This is a genomic window from Acinetobacter nosocomialis NIPH 2119 (assembly GCF_000368085.1).
GTDB classification, from domain to species: Bacteria; Pseudomonadota; Gammaproteobacteria; order Pseudomonadales; family Moraxellaceae; genus Acinetobacter; species Acinetobacter nosocomialis.
On sequence record NZ_KB849239.1, the window covers coordinates 1,094,918 to 1,115,545 of the forward strand.

The following is a 20,628-nucleotide window of genomic DNA, read 5'->3' on the forward strand; positions in this document are numbered from 1 at the left end:
TATTCAATAGTTTTTAAATTTAACAATATCAAATATTTAAGAATTAATAATAACTTTTTCTTTATCCATACTTTCTAAGAACTTACTTAACTTTATAGGAATATCTATGAAAAAAATAGGCATAGTTGCTGTTAGTGCAATTACCTTATGCTGGGCCATGTATGAGGTATCATCTGATAATACCAATACAGCATTACGTAATGAATCTAACCAAAAAGTCGCATCTAAAAGAATTTCATCAACTACAAAGAATGAAAAATTGGCATCTCAACCCCTTTTGACTCAAATGAATTCCCCTAATTCTTCTACCCCAGTCTGCCAATATCATTTTGATGCAACTCAAGAAGATTATGACCTATGGAATAATGAACATCCTGATTATTTTCCTATGAAAATATTTCCAATAATAAGTGGGCAAAAATTTAGCCTTAAAGTAGATCCTATACTAGAAAATGAATATGGCAATATAGATTATATAGCGAGAAGTAAAGCAGGCCTCAACTCGACTAATGATATTGGCGATTTCTCTATACCTAATAAGGGCATTATTGCCTTTGAAATGGAACTAAAAATTCCAACTGTAGCCGTTGGTAACTCTTCTTATATCTCTAATATTGATTTTACTGGCGTAACAAATAATGGATATACCGTTAGATCAAACTACGGGTTTCATACAGGGACTTATGACCCAGATTTTGGCGAGAATCCTCCAACTTTAAATTACTCTTTAGCATATCGAGTTAGTGATAATAGTGGACCTGATCATCCTTACTTCAGAAGTCAAAATATGACAAATAATATGAATGGATATCAACGCTTGGGTATATATATTAATCAGAACACGAAGCAAGTAGGCTTTATTTTAAATGGGGTTGATCAGGGGTATCAATCTAATTTGCCAGCTCCGCTTGCGAATATACGTTTTTCTATTATGAATGGCATAGCAATATATTCTGAACAATTATTTGGACAAGAGTTGTCGAGTGAACTGATTACAGATCGTAATGCTCTACAGTTTAGCTATCCTCAGGGTACCACTGACATGTGTGGTAATACCATTTAAAATATAAAACTATTAAGCATAAAAAAAGGGCTGTAATTCAGCCCTTTTTACTTCATTTAAAAATGAATGACAGTACGAATTGATTTACCTTCATGCATTAAATCAAAAGCAGTATTAATGTCTTGTAAAGGCATTGTATGCGTTACAAAAGGTTCAAGTTGAATATCACCTTTCATAGCATCTTCGACCATTTTAGGAAGTTGTGAGCGCCCTTTCACACCACCAAATGCTGTACCCAACCATTTACGGCCAGTAACTAACTGGAACGGACGGGTTGAAATTTCTTGGCCTGCACCGGCTACACCAATAATGACAGATTGCCCCCAACCGCGATGTGCGCACTCTAGAGCTGAGCGCATAACATTGACGTTTCCAATACATTCAAATGAATGATCTACGCCCCAGCCTGTCATTTCTACAATGACTTGCTGAATAGGTTGGTCATAATCTTTAGGATTTAAGAAATCTGTAGCGCCAAACTGTTTTGCCAGCTCAAATTTATCTGGATTTGTATCTACGACAATAATGCGCCCTGCTTTTGCTTGACGTGCTCCTTGTACAACGGCTAAACCGATACCACCTAAGCCAAATACAGCAACAGAGTCGCCCTCTTGTACTTTCGCTGTGTTATGCACGGCACCAATACCTGTAGTTACCCCACAACCTAATAAACATACTTGCTCGTGATTCGCCTCAGGATTAATCTTAGCTAAAGATACTTCGGCTACTACCGTATATTCACTAAAGGTTGAACAGCCCATGTAGTGGTAAATTGGTTCGCCATTATATGAAAAACGTGTAGTACCATCTGGCATAACGCCTTTACCTTGAGTTGCACGTACAGCAACACAAAGATTGGTTTTTCCAGATTTACAAAATAAGCATTCTTTACATTCTGCCGTATAAAGCGGAATAACATGATCACCCGGCTGAACGCTTGTTACCCCCTCACCAACTTCAACTACTACCCCCGCGCCTTCATGACCTAAGATTGCTGGGAAAACACCTTCCGGATCATCACCAGATAAGGTAAATGCATCGGTGTGACATACTCCAGTATGGGTAATCTTGATTAAAACCTCTCCCGCTTTGGGTGGTGCAACATCAATTTCAACAATTTCTAAAGGTTTTCCTGGAGCAAAGGCGACAGCTGCACGAGATTTCATCTTTGGGTTTCCTTTATATCATTCGGTATTTATAGTCGAGCAAAATAGATAATGTAATGCTAATACAAGAGCTTAATTTTGCTTAAATTAAAATTGGCTTTCATAGCAATCCACTACAGCATAGCCAGTCACATACGTCTAAGCAAGCCTACATTTAAAAAACGAGAAAACCCCTTACTTGAAGAGGTTTCTTATCAAATCATTATCTTGTAACCAGCTTATTTTTACTTATAGGTAAATATCCGGTGGGTATGGCGTGTTATCACTAATAGGTGTATAGAGCGTATTTTCAACAAAGAAGCCATTTGGAGCTTGAGTAGTATCGATTGTAATCGAGTCAAACATAACTTGTGGATATGCCCAGATAAATTGCTTCATAAGCCCTAGAGATACATTATTTTGCATATCTCCAAAAATACGTTGCCAGATAGGTGTTCGATATGGTTTGTTTTTGTCGAATCCATAGATATAAGCAATAGATGCATCTGGTACAAACCCTGATAAATAAGCAACTTTACTGGCAGGATAGCCTAAATCTTGAGTTGGTATTTGTGAAACAGCTTGATGGGCTAAATCTAATTTCGCTTCTAAAAGCCAATCATAGGCTTCAGTCATAATGTAATCAAAATGAGGATATGAATAATGCTCACTTGGATAATTAATATAAGTTGCTAAGGTTTGTATTGGAGAGCGAATAGATGGGAAAAAGATTAATGGGCATACTTGGGCATTTGCATATTTTGCTTTAATTGCTGTTCGAATATCTTGGCAGGTCTGCCCTAACTTATTTCTTAACCATGTTTTAAATTCATCATACGGCGTTCCTGTTTTATTCATCGCCTCATAAATTGTTCCTAAGTCTGGTGCATATAAACCTGTATCTGCATTAAAAGCTAACTTGGTTGGATAGTCATAGACACATGGTAAGTTGGTATCTGTGTTATACCACCACCAAGGCTCACCAATTTGCATGTTGACATCACACCCACCCGTCACCATGGTATCTGCAAACTCAATAAAAACTTTATGTAAATATGCCAAAGCATTTTGATCACTTAAACTGAAGAAATAACTTGGTGGCTGGTAGCCTGTTTTACCCAAATTACTATTCCAGTCTCGCTGTGCCCAAAATTCATTTGCGCCTAGCGAGTACATTTCAAAACTTACCCCAAAAACGGGTTGCATATTTGCATTATGCAGAGCTTGGGCATATTTCTCATGCCATTTACGGGTACATGGGTTAATAACATCCTGTCCTGTAACGAGTGTGTCAAGAATCTGGAATCTATTAATATCACTTCTCCAGATTATTTCAGGATAATGTGACATACCACAGTAATGATTAATGAAACCGTGATAACCCAAAGCAGCCATGTTATCTACTATACGCTGCGGGTTCAGGTCGTAATGATCGTCATAGCTGGTACATAAGCCATAGTTATGCTGTGGTACAACCACTCGGCTTAGATTTAATTTTGCATTTGCACCTGTCACGACTGAATTAGTAATGCGAATATAACCATCTTCAGCCTGACTTAAGGGCAATGATGAGTGTGGGTTATAACTACTTGTAAAAGCCGAAAATGTGATTTGCTGAATATTGGTAACTGGAAAACTGTCTGTAGCTGAAAAACCCGCTTTGACTGTATCCCAGTTGATATGAATATGGGCAGATCTTGAAGATGGAGTATTTGCATAGTTGAACAAGACAATATACGCAATTTTATCTACTCCATTGTCGTTATAATAAACCGTTAAAGTTGGAGTTAGCGACTCATTATTTAGAACTGGCATAGATGGTGATAGTTCAATATCAAAGTCCCATACCACACCTGAATAGCTATATTTAGTTTCATAAGCTAAAAATTTATGGTCTTTAGAGTCGTAAGAGTCCCAACTAATACCAGCCAAGTCTGTAGTCATGCGTGAGCGGAAAGACGCCTCAAAACCGTTGCCATAATTGGTAATCGCAAAAGACATGGTTTGTGGACCATCTATTCTCCAATAAGTTGGGTTGAACCGATCAATAAGTATATTTTGAGTAATGGGTTGAGGTGAAACAGTCGAATTATTTTGTACATTTTCTGAATTATTTATCATGTCATATTGCTCTTAATGGTTTTAAGAAGCTTTATATTAAATAATAATTTTATTTATATTGTTCAGATAAGTAACAATTTAGTCTAATCTATTAACAGTAGATAATGGTTGGAATCATTAAAATAATGTAAAGCTAACATATTATTTTAATTCTAAAGTGGACTTTGCAATAAGGAGCAATGAATGCCAAACTTTTCTCATTTAAGCCACTTTAGACTACTCGTTATTTTTACTCCAGTTCTTTCATTATTAAGTGGCTGTAGTGATCCAATATTTTATAAAAATACTAAAGCTTCTGCTATTTCTACTCCTACCTATACAACTAATTATCCAATACCTGATGAATATTTAAATGAAAAGCTCCAACCAAATGAAAAAAAACTGGCTCAAGAAATCTCTACCGTTATTGAAGAATCAATACGTAAAGAGTATGCACCTGGTAAAGCCTTAAGAGATGCACATCCTAAAGCACATGGCTGTGTTCGTGCCGAGTTCCATGTACTTAAAAATATTCCAAATCAACTTGCAAAAGGTATATTTGTTCCTGATAAGAGCTATCAAGCCTGGATTCGATTTTCGAATGCATCTAACGATGCATCTCAAGCAGACATTGAAAAAGATGCTCGCGGCATAGCCATAAAAGTCTTAGGCGTACCAGGTCAGAAAATTTTAGAAAGTGAAAAAGAAGCGACAACTCAAGATTTTATTATGATCAATCATCCTGTCTTTTTCGTAAATGATGGGCAAAGATATCTTTCTTTTATGCAGGACGTTAATAACAAAAGTACTCTCAGAAAGCTTCATATTCCGTTTGCTTTAGGGCTTAAAGGAACAATCAATGCTTTAGGAGCGCGTAATTCTAAAATTTCTAATCCATTATATGCACGTTACTGGTCTATGGTGCCCTATCAATTAGGATTAGATAATGACCGTCAAGCTGTTAAGTACTCCGTAAGAAATTGTTCTACGGTGTCTACATCTCTACCTGACCATCCAAGCCATAATTTTTTAAGAGCTGCACTACAAGATACGCTGCAAAAACAAGACGCTTGTATGGAGTTTCTTATACAGCCAAGAACTTCAACTCAAATGCAAGTTGAAGATGCAATGACAGAATGGAAAGAAGCAGAAGCACCTTTTTATCAGGTTGCAACTATTCGTATTCCAAAGCAAAGCTTTGATACACCGGAACAGAATCAATTTTGTGAAAATCTCTCCTTTACGCCGTGGCATGCTTTACCTGAGCACAAACCTTTAGGTGCAATAAACAGATTACGTAAAATTATTTATGAAAATATAAGTAAAGTGAGACACGATATGAACTCTGCTCCTCGGCAAGAGCCTTAAAAGTGAGTTCATCATACTTTACATATAAAAGAACTACCGATAAACAAGGTAGTTCTATATCAATGGACCATTTAAAAAAATGGCTATACTAAGATACTAAGCTAAAGCCTATAGATCAATTTTCTCAACAATAGAGTGTAGGATGGCTAACTTCTTTTTTATTGAATAATCTCCTTTACTTGTGTCGATAGTGATTCGATCAATGAAATCTGCTAACCAAAAAATAAAGTCTTCTTCACTTTTATAGATGGGAATCAAGCTAATATCTAACTTGAAAGGTAACTCATCCTGAAGATTAAGAAATGTGCCTCCGAAATCAAAAAAATTATATAAAAACTTTAATTCTGTACCATTAATTGCTTTTTTGATTTCCATAATTAAATTATGTAGGTTTTTTAGATGATTATTGGTATGTTCTTTTTTTATATTTTTTGAAATTTTTTCTGCTAATAGTAAGTATTTTGGCATTTCTATCTCCTTATTAATTTCTTATAAAATATGAGTATAAGATTAAAGTTATAAATTTAAGTTTTTAGTTTTTATTGAAGTGTTATTTATTTTTTAAATTTAATATAAAATTATGTAAATTGAAACCTTTTATAATTTAAAAATGTGATCTAATTTGAATTATATTCTGAGTAAATTAATAGGTTTTTATTATTCATAGATAAGCCCAATACTTTTTAAATTATTGGGCTTATTTTTTAATATGCTTAAAATCACTTTCTTTAATCTTAAGTCATTTTATGGGAACTCTTCACTTTATGAATTTTCCCACATTTTCTACATTCTCTTACCTCATCATGAGAAATATTAAAATCATATTCCCAGATGTGCATGCAGAAAAATTGTCTAAAATTATGGAGCATAGACACCTCCTTTAAAAAACTAACAAACATGAAAGTTCTTTATAGATTCAGAATACATCTAGACTAAATTGTCTACAAGGAAGCAATTTAACTCTCTTTTAAAATTTCTATATCTCCTTAAATCATGAAGATAATAAAAAGCTAACATTGATTTCTGTATCTATTTTTATAGCGAACAAGTGAGTTATGTTCATAGTGAAAACTTATGTGAAGACATCAACATAACAAGGAATTTTGCTAATTCCATAAAAAAACCGCCCCAGAAGGCGGTCGCTGAATTTTGACAGCGATATAGAAGTGTGGTGGAAACACTTCTATTCTTTAAATTATTTTTCTTCTTTTATAATTTTCATGAAGGCCTCTGATTTAAAGTAATTAATGATAAGTTCTCCCTCATCATGTCTCTGTACTTCTACTGGCTGAGTATGACCACTATCAAATTCACAGTTAAATTTAAAGTCTGGTGGAATAAATTTTGAAATAGGAGGAAGATGAGTCTCCCCACCTGTCGTCATTCTTTCTATAAATCCCGCTAACCATAAAATATATTCGTCTTTATTTTTATGGCTTGGCATTAGGCTAATATCAATCTTAACGGCGCATTCATCCAGTGGCTTTGTTAAACATTCTTCAAAATCAATAAAGTTATATTTAAGCTTAAATTTTGTACCTTTAATCTCTTTACGGATTACGCCTATCAAGTTATTCAAATGTTCAGTCGGAGTATCAGAAAAAAGATTATTTTCTTCAATTTTTTTATATACCTTTTCAGCAATCATTAAATATTGTGGCATTTCCTATCTCCTTCCTTCTACCTTCCATTGTTTGGTAGGTTGCTTATGCAGCTTTTTAAGGAAGTATGATAGAAATCATGTGTTTTAATGTAGTAGTTAGTGTCCTCATTGTAAGTAATGTGAACTTGTGAAATTAGGGCGTATGTTAAAACACAACTTATAAAAATAAGGAGTAATATGTCACAGTTTTATAAGTGAAATTCATAAATTATCGAAATAATTTCTTGCAGTAAAATACAGCTCACACAATCAAAATGATTATTTAACACGTCGCTAGTAAAATTTAATATCTACTAATACGTTGTTTTCATTATATTTTAATTTTATAGTTTTTTAGAGTACAACAAAATCATACAGTTATTGAGGTTTTTGACATATAAATTGAATATAAGAATGCTCTGATAGATCTAACTTGGATGCAAATTAAATGCTTACATGATCAATCAGCTATATGAGCAGTATAGTACTATGGCCTTAAGTGCTTGGGGTTTTACTGATTTACCTTCTTATACAGATACATACGATCCTAATGAGAAAGATATAGTGATAAAGACAAATAATTGGTTGAATGATGAGACAGCAGAAGAAAAAACACGTCAGGGTCTTACCGCTTTTGTAGCCCTCGATGATGCATTTATGAGTATCGCTTCACGTATTTATTTAATTAGAAATGCCAAAGAAACCATAGATCTACAATATTACATTTGGACTAATGATTTTGTGGGTAATCTGATCTTGCATGAATTACTGAAGGCGGCAGATCGAGGCATAAAAGTCAGACTGTTAATTGATGATCAAAACGGTATAAAACTTGATGGCATATTAAGAAGCCTTTTACAGCATTCCAATTTTGAAATTAGGCTATTTAATCCTTATAAATTTAGATATTTAAGAATATTCGACTATATTTTTCGCTTCAAAAAAGTGAATCACCGTATGCATAATAAGCTCATTATTGCAGATGCTTCAATTGCAGTAACCGGTGGTAGAAATATCAGTAGTGAATATTTTGAAGCAAGCAGTAAGTTTCAATTTACAGATTTAGATATTTTGTTTTATGGAGATGCTGTACGGCATGCCCAAGCTGTATTTGCTGACTTTTGGGAAAGTACCTTAAGTGTAGACGCGACTAAAGTGATTGGTACTTGTGCTGAGCATCATTTAAAAGCTCTAAGAGAGCATTACGAACAATTACACCATGAAAACCATAGTCTGACCGAAGATAAACTTTATGATGCCCAGACTTATCTAAAAGAGCTTTTAGAGCACAACCCTATTCAATGGTCTAAAGCACACTTTGTAGCAGACTCTCCCAAGAAAATTTTAGGTACCGCAGCTGAACATGAAATGCTGTATGGGCAAGTCATGTCTATTATGGGTAAACCCAAGCAGCACTTAGAATTAGCTTCTGCTTATTTTGTACCCACTCAACAAGGTACGTATTATTTGAAACAACTGCGAGTTGAAGGAATTAAAGTTCGTGCTTTAACTAACTCTTTTGCTGCGAATGATGTTGCGATCGTACATGCTTTTTATAGTCAATACCGTGTAGAAATGCTTAAAAATGGTATTGAACTTTATGAGTTTAAACCTGTTTTAGAACGGCGACGTAGAACTTGGTACGAAATCGTAACGGGTAGCGTTATACCGGCAAAGGGTAAAAATAAATCAAGTTTGCATGCGAAATTTTTTGATGTAGATGGCAAAGTATTTATTGGTTCTTTTAACTTTGACCCCCGCTCTACTTATTTAAATACCGAAGTAGGTTTAGTGATTGAATCTAGCCAATTACAAACTCAGATTTCCGTTATGTTAGATCAACATTTACCTCAAGTGGCCTATCAGTTAAAACTAAATAGCCAAGGTGAAATTACTTGGCTAGATTACCAGTCGAATGGGCAAGTCATTGAATACGATAAAGACCCGGGAACCAGCCGTTTTCAACGAACAATGATTAAAGCCGTTTCTTACCTGCCTATTGAGTGGATGATGTAAGTTTGAATATTACAAGAAACCTATTTCTTTAAAGAATTTTTGATAGGCTTCTGCTTTCTTCTCAAGCGCTAGTGGATATGCTCTAGAAGATGACGGTAACCGATATAAATGAATATCGCGGTCGGCAAAATAAGTTGTTGTCGATGTTCCAATTAAAGGTTTTTCAGTGTTCTCAGGTAAAACTGAAATTAAGGTATCAGTTGCTTTGTCACCTGTAGTCATAATAGTTTGGCATAAAGGGATTTTTTGAAGCAAAGCCGCCAAGTCCGTTGGTGTAACGATTTCCAGAAACTTATCTGAAGCATTACCTTTGAGGCGTTTAATTTGATAAGCCGTATCGAAAATGGCAATACCTGTTTCAGTTAAGAAGTTTCGGATACGTTCTTCATTAAATGTTTTCTGATTTTCGCTTAAAAAATAGGTCTTGTTTTGGAAAAAGATTAAGCCAAAAATTCTCCACATGTCATTTTGAAAGTTTGGATAGTAAAAGTCCATCTTCCATTTATTACGAGGAGGTGGAAAACTCCCTAGCATTAATAAACGGGCATTTTCAGGTAAAAATGGTTGTAGTGGATGGGTTTCTATCTCAATTATCATAAAAAATCAGTATTTACTTCAAAAATTATAAGTAACTTAACGCATTTTCAGGTTAATCACGAGTCAAGAAATGCAAATTCACTTAATTAAATGCATTGAGGCGAAACCTTTTGTTGTTTCGCCTCAATCATTTCGTTTATATGCATGTTAGTAACCAAACTGTTTAGGAGTTTAAAATTTTAAAGACTTTACCTGTTCTTGGATGGGCAAAGGTGTTGTCTTGATCTAAATTGATAACTTTGTCTGAAATGACAATCTTCGAAAGTGGTAACCAGTTTTGCTCTACTTCGGTTGAAGCTAAATTTTTTTCCAACGCATTTTCAAAAATTTGCTCTACCACAATTTCCATACCACACATACTTTTTGCATTAACTTCTTTTAAAATATGACGTTTAGACATTTTAGTCTCCATTTTTTATTCTTAACGTTAAAGATAATAAAGGGAGTTTTGCTACAACATGTAAAATTTAGCATTTGAAGTGTTTTTTTTGTTTTAAACATATTTATTTAATAATTAAATGAATAGTGAAATAATTATTTAAAATAAAAGTTAATATTAGATGAACTTGTCAAAAAGCTTATTATTTTAAATAAATCTAATTTATAGAAAATAATATTTAAAGGGTCCACGTATGAACCCCTTTATTTACTTTTAAACTTGTACAGCATTATCTAGAGAACTATCATCTTTGTTTTTATTATTATCTTTACTAATCAATGAGTCAGTATCGCTATCGGCACTAAAGCTCTTACTATTTTTTTGCTTCTTCTTGTATACGCACATGCCAATGGCAATACCTGTTCCTAGTACTAAAATTGATTTTAACATTTTGCACCTCTTCAGTTGACGGAGAAACTTTTGAGAAATCAACTTAAATTAATAGCACATTATTTGTTATTTAAGGGCTTTGATTTGAGTCGCTTTTGTAAGGTATTTAATTTTTATGTTAATTGAAGAGTATAGTAGTTTCAAAAATAAATTTTGATACAAAGCAAAAAGCCTATTCTAAAAATGGAATAGGCTTTTTACTGTATTTCAGGATTAAGCAGTATTATTAATTGCTTTAAGCAATCTTATTTATCTTTAAATACAGTTCCAATGTATTTAATGCTGAACTTTTAGTCAAGATGGGAAAGGGACCATTTGCAATTAATTGGTCATTCTTGTGATGAAATTCTCATTTTTAAAATAAGCAATAAAAAACGCCCATTTCTACTTCTCAAAAAGAAATGGGCGCATGTGAAAACCACTAAAGACCTGAAATACCAAATGTTCTTACATTCAGTAATATTGATTCTAATTAATTTACCGAATGGTTGACAATTAAACCATTTGTACTTTTTTTAGTCATTTCGGCCAATAAAAAATGCAAAATAATTCGCTATTTTCAATATGTTTAGCAATAAATTATTTAATTAGAATGCGATTGAGTACAGTTAACCAGTTTGAAAAACAAATTTTTTCTATAGTTTCATTTGAATAATGTCGCTTTTGCATTGCTTCAATAAGTAAGTGTAGTCCCCTTACATCTTCAATTTCATCGCTAATAAGTGCTCCATCAAAGTCGGAACCAAAACCGACATAATCTTTTCCCATTTGATCTATTAAATATTCAAGATGCTCTAAAAGTACATCAATAGATGTGTTGGCATCGCGCTGCCCGTCTTTACGTAAAAATGCAACGTCAAAATTTACCCCGACTATGCCTTTAGAGTCCCTGATCGCCCTAAGTTGGTCATCTGTTAGATTTCTAGCTTGTGGACATAAGGCATGTACATTCGAATGGGTCGCGACTATGGGCTGTTGAAGAATGTTAGCGGTATCCCAAAAAGCTCGTTCATTCATATGGGAAACATCAATCACCATTTTTTTATCAGCACAGCGTTTTATAAATGCTTTCCCCTCGTGTGTAAGGCCGGCTCCCGTATCGGGTGAATGGGGAAACTTAGCATTTAAACCATGTCCAAAGCGACTGGGTCTATTCCAAAGCGGTCCAATGCTACGAAGCCCTGCATCATAAAATACATCAAGTAAATCTGGATTGAATTGTAGTGCTTCGGCGCCTTCCATATGCAATACAATGGCTAACTTTTGTTTTGCTAAACAGTGCTGAATATGCTGAACAGTTGTGCAAATTTGAATATCGTTAGAATACTCGGCAAGTTGTTTTGCTAAATCGAGTTGTGCCAGACAAATTTGCTCAATTTGCTGTTGGGTAAAGTCAGACGCGTTTTGGTCAAATAGTTTGTTGGCATGATGCTGCTTAACATAATGAAAAGGCGGCAAGAAAATAGCAAACATCCCACCGACAAAACCCGCTTTTTGACAGCGTTTTAAATCGAGATGCCCTGCTAAACGTTCCTGAATAAAAGCCTGAGCAGGATTGCTATGATCACTTAACCACAAACGGGTTAATACATCGTTATGGCCATCAAAAACAGGAAATGTGCCATGATTCATATCGGTTTTCTCACAGCTAATCATCTACAATATTTTGAACAGGAATGTTTTGTTGAACCGTAAATTGCTTTGAATTTCGGCTATTACGGAACACCAGTTTTTCCAGTGAAGAATCAATTTTGCTCTCGGCACGTGCCTGTTCAATCAGCTGATGATATGGCGATTTACCACAAACAGGGTCTGCATTGCTTGCATCGCCTGTTAACATATAGGCTTGGCAACGACAGCCACCAAAGTCGCGGTCTTTATCTGGGCAACTACGGCAACCTTCTGGCATCCATGCATCGCCACGGAAGTGATTAAAACCGGTAGATTTATACCAAATTTTTGATAGGCTTTGTTCACGAACATTTGGGAAAGAAATAGGCAATTGTCTTGCTGCGTGACATGGCAAGGCCATACCATCTGGAGCAACTGTAAAGAAAATTTTTCCCCAACCATTCATACAGGCTTTTGGCCGTTCTTCGTAATAATCAGGTACCACAAAAATAAGTTTGCAAGGATGGTTCTGCGCTTTTAACTTGTCGCGATATTCATTGGTAATACGTTCAGCACGTATGAGTTGTTCTTGTGTCGGTAATAAACCTTGACGGTTTAAAAATGCCCAACCATAAAACTGACAAATTGCTAGCTCGACTGTATCGGCATTGAGTTCAAGGCAAAGCTCGATAATTTTATCAATTTGGTCAATGTTATGCCGATGGATCACAAAATTAAGGACCATCGGATAATCATATTTCTTAACAAGTCGGCACATTTCATACTTTTGTTCAAAAGCATGTTTTGATCCTGCCAAAGCATCATTAACAACTGGGTCACTTGCTTGAAAGCTAATTTGAATATGGTCTAGGCCAGCTTGTTTTAAATGGGAAATACGCTGTTCAGTAAGGCCCATGCCTGAGGTAATGAGATTGGTATAAAATCCGAGTTGGTGTGCGTGTGCCACAAGCTGTTCCAGATCTTGACGTACTAAAGGTTCACCACCTGAAAACCCTAGCTGTACAGCACCCATTTGCCGAGCTTGATCGAAAACGTCAAACCACTCTTGAGTAGTCAGTTCATTTTTGTGCTGTGCGTAGTCTAAAGGGTTCGAGCAATATGGACATTGTAGCGGGCAACGATATGTTAGCTCCGCTAGTAGCCATAGGGGTAAACCAACACCATTGGTCATATAAAATCAATCCAGTGCTGTTGCTGGGCAACTAACATGTAATCAATAACATCGTTGTCAATTTCGGCTATATCACCAAATTGTTGCTTGAGCTGGGCAATAATGGCAGAGACATTATTTTTCCCATCAATATACTGTCCAATGGCCCCTGCACTTTCATTTAATTTAATCATGCCTTCAGGATATAAAATGACAAAGCTATTTTGAGCAGGCTCAAATTGAAAGCGATAACCTTGTCGCCATGTAGGCACAAGATTTACATCAAATTGTTCTTTATTCATTTAAATAGTCCTTTGTGCCATACCCGTTCTTGAGTCACGCTATGATATGGTGCTTCATTGTGTACGTATGCCAGTGTTAAGGCATCTAAAATGCTCCATAAAATATCCAGTTTAAACTGCAATATTTCCAGCATTCTTTGTTGTTGCTCATGAGTGGTAAATGAATCAAGCGTAATTGTTAAACCATGTTCAACATCACGGCGTGCTTGACTTAAACGAGAACGAAAATACTCGTAGCCTTTGTCATCAATCCAAGGGTAATGTTGTGGCCATGATTCAAGGCGAGATTGATGAATCTGTGGGGCAAAAAGTTCAGTTAAAGAGCTGCTTGCTGCCTCACGCCATGATGCACGGCGTGCAAAATTTACATAGGCATCTACAGCAAAGCGAACACCCGGTAAAACCAATTCTTCGGAAATCACTTGCTCACGACTCAAGCCTACAGCTTCTGCTAACCGTAACCATGCTTCTCGTCCACCGCCGTCAGGATATTCGCCATCTTGGTCAATCATGCGTTGAATCCATTCCTGACGTACACGTTGGTCTGGGCAATTTGCCATGATCGCGGCATCTTTGAGTGGAATATTGATTTGATAATAATAACGATTTGCAACCCAAGCCTGAATTTGTTGTTGAGTGGCTTTACCTTCATACATCATCACATGAAATGGATGATAGATATGATAATACTGACCTTTATCAATAATGGCCTGTTTAAATTGTTCGGTTGTTAAAGCTTCAGGTGTTTGAGTCATGTTTCACCTTAGAGTTCGATCTGCATGCCATCATAGGCAACTTCTACACCATGTGCTTTTAGTTCAGCAAATTGAGCAGAGTCTTCATTTAAAATCGGATTGGTATTGTTAATATGAATCAGCACTTTTTTGGGTGTATTGAGTTGGTTCAAATAAGACAGTGAACCGCCTTCCCCACTAATATATAAATGCCCCATTTCACGGCCAGTTTTTTTACCTACACCCGTTTGCTGCATTTCATCATCGGTCCAGAGTGTGCCATCAATCATGACGCAGTCAGAATTTTGCATAATCTGCATAATTTGATCATCAATCTTTCCAAGCCCTGGTGCATAAAACAACTGTTTTTGTGTTTTACGATCTTTGATGATTAAGGCAATATTGTCGCCCTCATGCGGGTCATGGCGATGTGGTGAATATGGCGGTGCCGCACTTTGAATAATTAAAGGTAAAAATTCTAAATTTTCGAAACCATCAATTTTAAAAGCTTGTTTAGGATTAATTTCATTGTATTGAAGACCGTCATTCCAGTGCTTCAACATATTAAAGACTGGAAAACCTGTGGTCAGGTCTTGATAGACCATTTCTGTACACCACACATTCATTGGGCAGCCTTCACGTAAAGTTAACAGTCCAGTGGTATGGTCAAGCTGGCTATCCATCAAAATAACGTTGGTAATGCCCGTGTCACGTAATTTACGTGCAGGTTGAGCTGCTTTAAAGTCAAATAATTGTTGACGGATATCTGGTGATGCGTTTAATAAAATCCAGTCTACGCCGTTTTCTGAAACCGCAATTGAAGATTGAGTTCGTACTTTGGCATTAATTTTACCTGTACGAATACCATGACAATTAGGACAATTACAGTTCCACTGAGGGAAGCCGCCTCCAGCCGCTGAACCTAAAATATAAATATACATAAAATTAATATCTTATTAGAAAGACATAAGCCCTAGAACAAAACTAGGGCTTATGTCAGATTTGAATAGAAATAATTAACGTGCTTCAAAGTACATTGTTACTTCAAAACCAATACGTAAATCAGTGAAAGCTGGTTTTGTCCATTGCATAAATTTTTCTCCAGTCAGGATTAATCTTGCGAAATGAATCACTTGATTAAATCTTATAAAGCAATTAAAAATTTATTCTAATTAAAAATGCCACGTTTGTAGATAAGGTTGATACAAGATATTGTTCGATAATTGTGTTTTTTGTCCAAATTTTAATAACTCCTTATCAATCAAAGGCGATTAAAAGGTCATAACAGACAAATATTCTGCTATGACCGAACTTTTACACGGCTAAGTTCATTAAGTATTGCTGTGCAATATAAAGATCTTGCTCTGGTTTAGGCTGGCATTGCACCCAAGTTCCATCAGCTTGTAGTTCCCATGCTTGACGATTATCTTTTAGGTAATTGTTTAGGCCATCTTCAATAACTTGTTTCTTTAATTTTTTACTTTCGATTGGAAAACACGTTTCGATACGAGAGAACAAATTTCGTTCCATCCAGTCTGCACTAGCGCAAAATACTTTTGTATCGCCATCATTATAAAAATAGTAAACCCGTGTATGTTCTAAATAACGCCCAACAATTGAACGTACCCGAATATTATCGGACAACCCTGCAACTTGTGGTCTTAAACAGCAAATTGAACGAATAATTAAATCAATTTGTACACCCGCTTGAGAAGCTTTATAAAGCGCACTGATGAGCTGTGGTTCAGTAAGTGCATTCACTTTAATAATGATATGTGCTTTCTTGCCAGCCAGACTGTTTTTAATTTCCTGTTCAATAAGCTCTAGTAATTGTGAATGCAAGGTAAAAGGTGCATGAAAAAGTTTCTTAAGCTTTGCCATTTTGCCCATACCGGTCAGTTCTTGGAAAATTTTATGCACGTCTTCACAAATTTCAGCATCACTCGTAAGTAGGCCAAAATCGGTATAAATTTTGGCATTCACCGCATGATAGTTGCCTGTACCTAAGTGAACATATCTTTTAATTTTGTCTTGTTCACGGCGAACAACTAAAATCATTTTAGCGTGAGTTTTATAGCCAACAATGCCATAAACGACAACTGCGCCTGCTTCTTGCAATACGTTAGCTACTTCAATATTGGACTCTTCGTCAAAACGTGCTCTTAACTCAATAACAGCAGTGACCTCTTTACCGTTACGCGCCGCTTCTGCAAGAAGTTGAACGATTTCCGAGTTGGCACCACTACGGTATAAGGTTTGTTTAATGGCCAAGACATTTGGGTCTTGAGCAGCTTCCCGAAGAAACTTAATGACGGGTGCAAAAGAGTCAAATGGATGATGAAGTAAAACATCCCCTGCTTTTAACACATCAAAAATTGGCTTTTTGCTATAGAGAAGTTTTGGTAAAACTTGTTGATACGGTTTATAGCGCAACTCTGGCAAATCAAAGTTGGAAATAAAACGGGCTAAATTGACAGGACCATCGACGTAATAAAGATGTTCTGCATCTAAATCAAATTGCTCTAATAAATAGTTCGCAATTTCTTCAGGACATTTTTTTGCTACTTCCAAACGAACTGCTTGACCAAAACGGCGTGAAGATAATTCACCTTTTAAAGCTGCCGCCAAGTCTTCTACATCTTCAGAAACGGTTAAATCAGCATTTCGGGTCACACGAAATTGATGACAGCCTGTGGCTTTCATGCCCGGAAATAAATCCGAAATATGCTGGTGAATAATGGCAGAGAGCAGAATGTAATGTTCTGCACCACCGGAAATATGCTCCGGAATTTTAACAAGTCTTGGTAAAGAACGCGGTGCCGGCACAATAGCTAAATCAATCTGACGTCCGAAAGCATCTTTGCCTTCCAAAGTCACAATGAAGTTAAGACTTTTATTAACTAACCGTGGAAATGGATGTGCAGGATCAAGACTAATTGGTGTAACTACAGGTTGTACTTCTTTAAAAAAGTACTCTTTAATCCATTCTTTATGTTTTTCTAATATATCGCCGTGCTGAATAAAGTGGACGCCATAGCCTTGCAACTGTGGCAACAACGTATAATTTAAAATCTTATATTGCTCTTCAACGGCTTCATGAGCATTTTTCGAAATTTGCTTTAATACTTCTGGTAATGGCAGACCTTCTGGTCCAGTCGCTTGTGTCATTAGACTAATTTTCTGGATTAAACTTGCCACACGAATTTCAAAAAATTCATCCAGATTACGTGAAAAAATAATTAAAAAATTTAAACGTTCAAGTAATGGGTGTTCAATATCTTTGGCCTGAGCGAGCACACGCTTATGAAACTCTAATAAAGAGAGTTCTCTATTGATATATGTTTCTAAATTATGCTGGTTTGAGCTAGATAATGTAGGTAATGATGTCATTCTTGACTCTTATAATGGATAAAAAGTGAACATGAATAAAAAAGATTAATTTAAAAATATATAACCGATTTTATTCACTGAACATTTTGTAACTGTTTTATTGCAAATTCATGAATTTTTTATGAAAAACTTAAAATCTATTTATGTGTCTTAAGTATTTCCTTTTATTAGTTTATCTCTAATATTATCTTAGCATTAATTTTTTAAAGATCATCTGATTTTGATTAAGATTTAGTTTTCATCAAATATTCACACAGTATGCGTATTTTTTATGCATCTTAATTCACCAATTGATAAAAAATGACAACTTTAAATATATTATTTAAGACAACATCTTTATGTCTGGCGATGGCTTTATTAGCCGGTTGTAATGATAACAATGACAGTGATTCAAATACATCTGCGCCGCGAAGTAACCAGATTGTCGATATTTTAGCTTTTAATGACTTTCACGGAAATCTAGAGCCACCTAAACGCTACGTTGATGCCGCTAACCCTAATGACGCGTCTCAAACAGTTCGTATTCCAGTTGGTGGTGTGAGTTACCTTGCAGACGCAATTAAAAAACTTAGAGCTCAAAATCCAAATAATGCTGTTGTTTCAGCGGGTGATTTAATTAGTGCTTCCCCACTCACTTCTTCATTATTTTTAGATGAGCCAACCATTGACGTCATGAATGATATTCAAATTGACTTTAATGCAGTCGGTAACCATGAGTTTGACCGAGGTACAGATGAGTTACGCCGTTTGCAAAATGGTGGATGTCAACAATATACAAGTACAGCACCCTGCCAAATTAATAAAAACTTTAGTGGGGCGAAATTTAATTTCCTTGCAGCTAACGTCGCAATGAAAAACGATGCAAGTAAAACTATTTTTCCAGCTTATAAAGTCAAAATGTATGGTGGAATTCCAGTAGCATTTATTGGTTTAACGCTTAAAGCGACTCCAAGTATTGTTTCTGCAGCCGGCATTAAAGATGTTGAATTTCGTGATGAAGCGGATACAGTTAATGCGCTAATTCCTGAACTACAAAAACAAGGAATTCAGGCAATTGTTGTGGTTGTTCACGAAGGTGCTGCACCAAGTACTAAACTTAATGAAAAAACTTGTGATGGCTTAAGTGGACCTATTTTAGGTATTTTAGATCGCTTAAATCCGGCAGTTGATATTGTTGTTTCAGGGCATACGCATCAATCTTATATTTGTGACTATGCAACTAAAAATCCAGCTAAGCCATTCTTACTTACTTCAGCTGGCCAATACGGCACACTTATTACCGATATTAAGATTGAGCTAGACGGTAAAACTGGCGATATCATTAAAAAAGATGCTAAACAAATTCCGATTCAAAGTGAGGCCTATACTTCAGGCACAACGACCGTAAGCCTTACAGATCTTTATCAAAAATTTAGTAAGACACCAAGTATTGAGGCGATTTTAGATAAATACCGTCAAGCGGTAACAACCATTTCTGGACGCGTAGTTGGAACTTCTACTGCTGTTGTGAGCCGTACTCAAGTCGAAAGTGGTGAAAGTCCGTTAGGCGATATGATTGCCGACGCACAACAAGCCTCTGCTCTTAAAGCAAGCGACCAAGGTTCAGACTTTACACTCATGAACCCAGGTGGTGTACGTGCCGACCTCTTAATTAATAACAATAACCAAATTACTTTTGGTGATATTTTTGCGGTTCAGCCTTTTGGTAACTCTATTGTGACATTGAGTTTAACCGGTAAACAAATTCGAGATGTGCTTGAGCAACAATGGTCTGGTGGAAATGCTAGCTCTCCTAAAATTTTACAGCCGTCTAAAGAGTTAAGTTATCAATATGCAGCAAACACAACCGTTTCACCACGAGCAAGCAATATCATGGTTGCTGGTTCTCCATTGGTTGATACGAAGGTGTACCGTGTAACGGTAAATAGTTTCTTAGCAGATGGTGGTGACAACTTCACTGTATTAAAAGATGGCCAGAACCGCGTTGGTGGTGGTCAAGATATTGATGCCTTTGAAAGCTATGTTGCTAAAAATTCACCACTCATTATTCCGTCTACAACTCGAATTAAAGTCATCAAATAATTTCATTTAATGAAGTATAAAGGACAGTACGAAGCTGTCCTTTATTTTTATATGAAAATTTAAACGAAATTTTTATTCAGTATAGAGGTTAAGTTCTACACTGCTGATGTCTGTTCCAGTATTTGCAAAAATAATATCCATAACTTCGTATAATAGTTCATTCACTTTTTCATGCTCAAAGCTTGAAGTTTCAGCAGTTTTTAGAGAAATCAGGTTACAGCTCATTTTATCTTTTCTGAGTTTATAAATACTTTTACTTTTTCCCAAGAACACTCTTTTAACAAGTTTTCGATTTTCAAACTCAGATAAAATTCGGTAAATGGTCCCTAGCGTTATTTTATGTTCATTTTTAATTTGTGCATAAATACTATCTGCACTTAAGCCGTGTGGGTTCTGATTTAAAATTTCAAAAACCTGTATTCTCGATTTTTTTATCGGTAGTCCATTTAATAATGATTTTGATATTGTCGTCATGTTAATTAACCTGAATGTTTAGAAATATAGGAATTTTTAAAAATTATTTTGTCTATATTTACTTGAAATCATGGGTGTTTTACTAAAAAACTCAAAGCCTATTC

General features: G+C 35.6%; 19 protein-coding genes. 4 read left to right on the forward strand and 15 right to left on the reverse strand.

Going from position 1 to position 20,628, the window contains the following annotated elements; translation table 11 throughout:
* Positions 1-106: 106 nt before the first annotated feature.
* Positions 107-1,063: a DUF4882 domain-containing protein gene (locus tag F984_RS09175; RefSeq protein ID WP_004708765.1), complete on the forward strand. Its 957-nt coding sequence runs from the start codon at positions 107-109 to the stop codon at positions 1,061-1,063.
* A gap of 56 nt (positions 1,064-1,119) precedes the next feature.
* Here F984_RS09175 and F984_RS09180 read toward each other — a convergent pair whose 3' ends face one another.
* Both F984_RS09180 and F984_RS09185 read right to left on the reverse strand, forming a co-directional pair.
* The gene (locus F984_RS09180; protein WP_004708766.1) at positions 1,120-2,229 is read right to left on the reverse strand and encodes an S-(hydroxymethyl)glutathione dehydrogenase/class III alcohol dehydrogenase; all 1,110 of its coding nucleotides are present in this window, start codon (positions 2,227-2,229) and stop codon (positions 1,120-1,122) included.
* 228 nt (positions 2,230-2,457) lie between these two features.
* Positions 2,458-4,329, reverse strand: coding sequence for a non-contractile tail sheath protein (locus tag F984_RS09185; protein WP_004708768.1), 1,872 nt, complete (start codon positions 4,327-4,329; stop codon positions 2,458-2,460).
* Positions 4,330-4,512: 183 nt separating this feature from the next.
* Here F984_RS09185 and F984_RS09190 point away from each other — a divergent pair, with 183 nt between their 5' ends.
* Positions 4,513-5,676 carry a catalase family protein gene (locus tag F984_RS09190; protein ID WP_004708770.1) on the forward strand — a complete coding sequence of 388 codons (1,164 nt, stop codon included), beginning with the start codon at positions 4,513-4,515 and terminating at the stop codon, positions 5,674-5,676.
* 108 nt (positions 5,677-5,784) lie between these two features.
* Here the strand turns inward: F984_RS09190 and F984_RS09195 are convergent, their stop codons facing one another.
* The gene (locus F984_RS09195) at positions 5,785-6,144 is read right to left on the reverse strand and encodes a hypothetical protein (RefSeq protein WP_004708771.1); all 360 of its coding nucleotides are present in this window, start codon (positions 6,142-6,144) and stop codon (positions 5,785-5,787) included.
* A 727-nt stretch (positions 6,145-6,871) separates the two neighbouring features.
* Entirely contained in the window at positions 6,872-7,339 is a 468-nt protein-coding gene (locus F984_RS09200; protein WP_002049859.1) for a hypothetical protein, read from the reverse strand.
* Positions 7,340-7,774: 435 nt separating this feature from the next.
* Here F984_RS09200 and F984_RS09205 point away from each other — a divergent pair, with 435 nt between their 5' ends.
* On the forward strand, positions 7,775-9,334 hold the full coding sequence (locus F984_RS09205; RefSeq protein ID WP_031944760.1) for a phospholipase D family protein: 1,560 nt from the start codon (positions 7,775-7,777) through the stop codon (positions 9,332-9,334).
* 9 nt (positions 9,335-9,343) lie between these two features.
* Here the strand turns inward: F984_RS09205 and F984_RS09210 are convergent, their stop codons facing one another.
* The 10 genes from F984_RS09210 to ppk1 form a co-directional block, all read right to left on the reverse strand.
* On the reverse strand, positions 9,344-9,931 hold the full coding sequence (locus F984_RS09210; RefSeq protein ID WP_004708774.1) for a uracil-DNA glycosylase family protein: 588 nt from the start codon (positions 9,929-9,931) through the stop codon (positions 9,344-9,346).
* 163 nt (positions 9,932-10,094) lie between these two features.
* Complete coding sequence (locus F984_RS09215; RefSeq protein WP_000044007.1) at positions 10,095-10,331, reverse strand: hypothetical protein; 237 nt, start codon at positions 10,329-10,331, stop codon at positions 10,095-10,097.
* A 252-nt stretch (positions 10,332-10,583) separates the two neighbouring features.
* Positions 10,584-10,760: a hypothetical protein gene (locus tag F984_RS09220; RefSeq protein ID WP_004708777.1), complete on the reverse strand. Its 177-nt coding sequence runs from the start codon at positions 10,758-10,760 to the stop codon at positions 10,584-10,586.
* A 579-nt stretch (positions 10,761-11,339) separates the two neighbouring features.
* Positions 11,340-12,392 (reverse strand): dipeptidase, encoded by a 1,053-nt coding sequence (locus F984_RS09225; protein ID WP_004708779.1) that lies wholly within the window; start codon positions 12,390-12,392, stop codon positions 11,340-11,342.
* A 16-nt stretch (positions 12,393-12,408) separates the two neighbouring features.
* Positions 12,409-13,563 carry a pyrroloquinoline quinone biosynthesis protein PqqE gene (gene pqqE, locus F984_RS09230; protein WP_004708780.1) on the reverse strand — a complete coding sequence of 385 codons (1,155 nt, stop codon included), beginning with the start codon at positions 13,561-13,563 and terminating at the stop codon, positions 12,409-12,411.
* Positions 13,560-13,844, reverse strand: coding sequence for a pyrroloquinoline quinone biosynthesis peptide chaperone PqqD (gene pqqD, locus F984_RS09235; RefSeq protein ID WP_002049970.1), 285 nt, complete (start codon positions 13,842-13,844; stop codon positions 13,560-13,562). Before pqqD ends, pqqE begins: the two co-directional genes overlap by 4 nt.
* Complete coding sequence (pqqC, locus tag F984_RS09240; protein WP_000195110.1) at positions 13,841-14,599, reverse strand: pyrroloquinoline-quinone synthase PqqC; 759 nt, start codon at positions 14,597-14,599, stop codon at positions 13,841-13,843. Before pqqC ends, pqqD begins: the two co-directional genes overlap by 4 nt.
* 8 nt (positions 14,600-14,607) lie before the next feature.
* Positions 14,608-15,519: a pyrroloquinoline quinone biosynthesis protein PqqB gene (gene pqqB / locus F984_RS09245; RefSeq protein WP_004708783.1), complete on the reverse strand. Its 912-nt coding sequence runs from the start codon at positions 15,517-15,519 to the stop codon at positions 14,608-14,610.
* A 75-nt stretch (positions 15,520-15,594) separates the two neighbouring features.
* Positions 15,595-15,669: a pyrroloquinoline quinone precursor peptide PqqA gene (gene pqqA / locus F984_RS0103805; RefSeq protein WP_001982218.1), complete on the reverse strand. Its 75-nt coding sequence runs from the start codon at positions 15,667-15,669 to the stop codon at positions 15,595-15,597.
* A gap of 223 nt (positions 15,670-15,892) precedes the next feature.
* Positions 15,893-17,968, reverse strand: a complete 2,076-nt coding sequence (gene ppk1 / locus F984_RS09250; RefSeq protein ID WP_004708785.1) for a polyphosphate kinase 1 — start codon at positions 17,966-17,968, stop codon at positions 15,893-15,895.
* Between the two features lie 300 nt (positions 17,969-18,268).
* On the opposite strand from ppk1, the gene F984_RS09255 reads away from it, so the two are divergent.
* On the forward strand, positions 18,269-20,050 hold the full coding sequence (locus F984_RS09255; protein WP_004708788.1) for a bifunctional metallophosphatase/5'-nucleotidase: 1,782 nt from the start codon (positions 18,269-18,271) through the stop codon (positions 20,048-20,050).
* A gap of 72 nt (positions 20,051-20,122) precedes the next feature.
* On the opposite strand, the gene F984_RS09260 is transcribed toward F984_RS09255, so the two are convergent.
* Positions 20,123-20,524: a transcriptional repressor gene (locus F984_RS09260; protein ID WP_004708790.1), complete on the reverse strand. Its 402-nt coding sequence runs from the start codon at positions 20,522-20,524 to the stop codon at positions 20,123-20,125.
* Positions 20,525-20,628 lie beyond the last annotated feature (104 nt).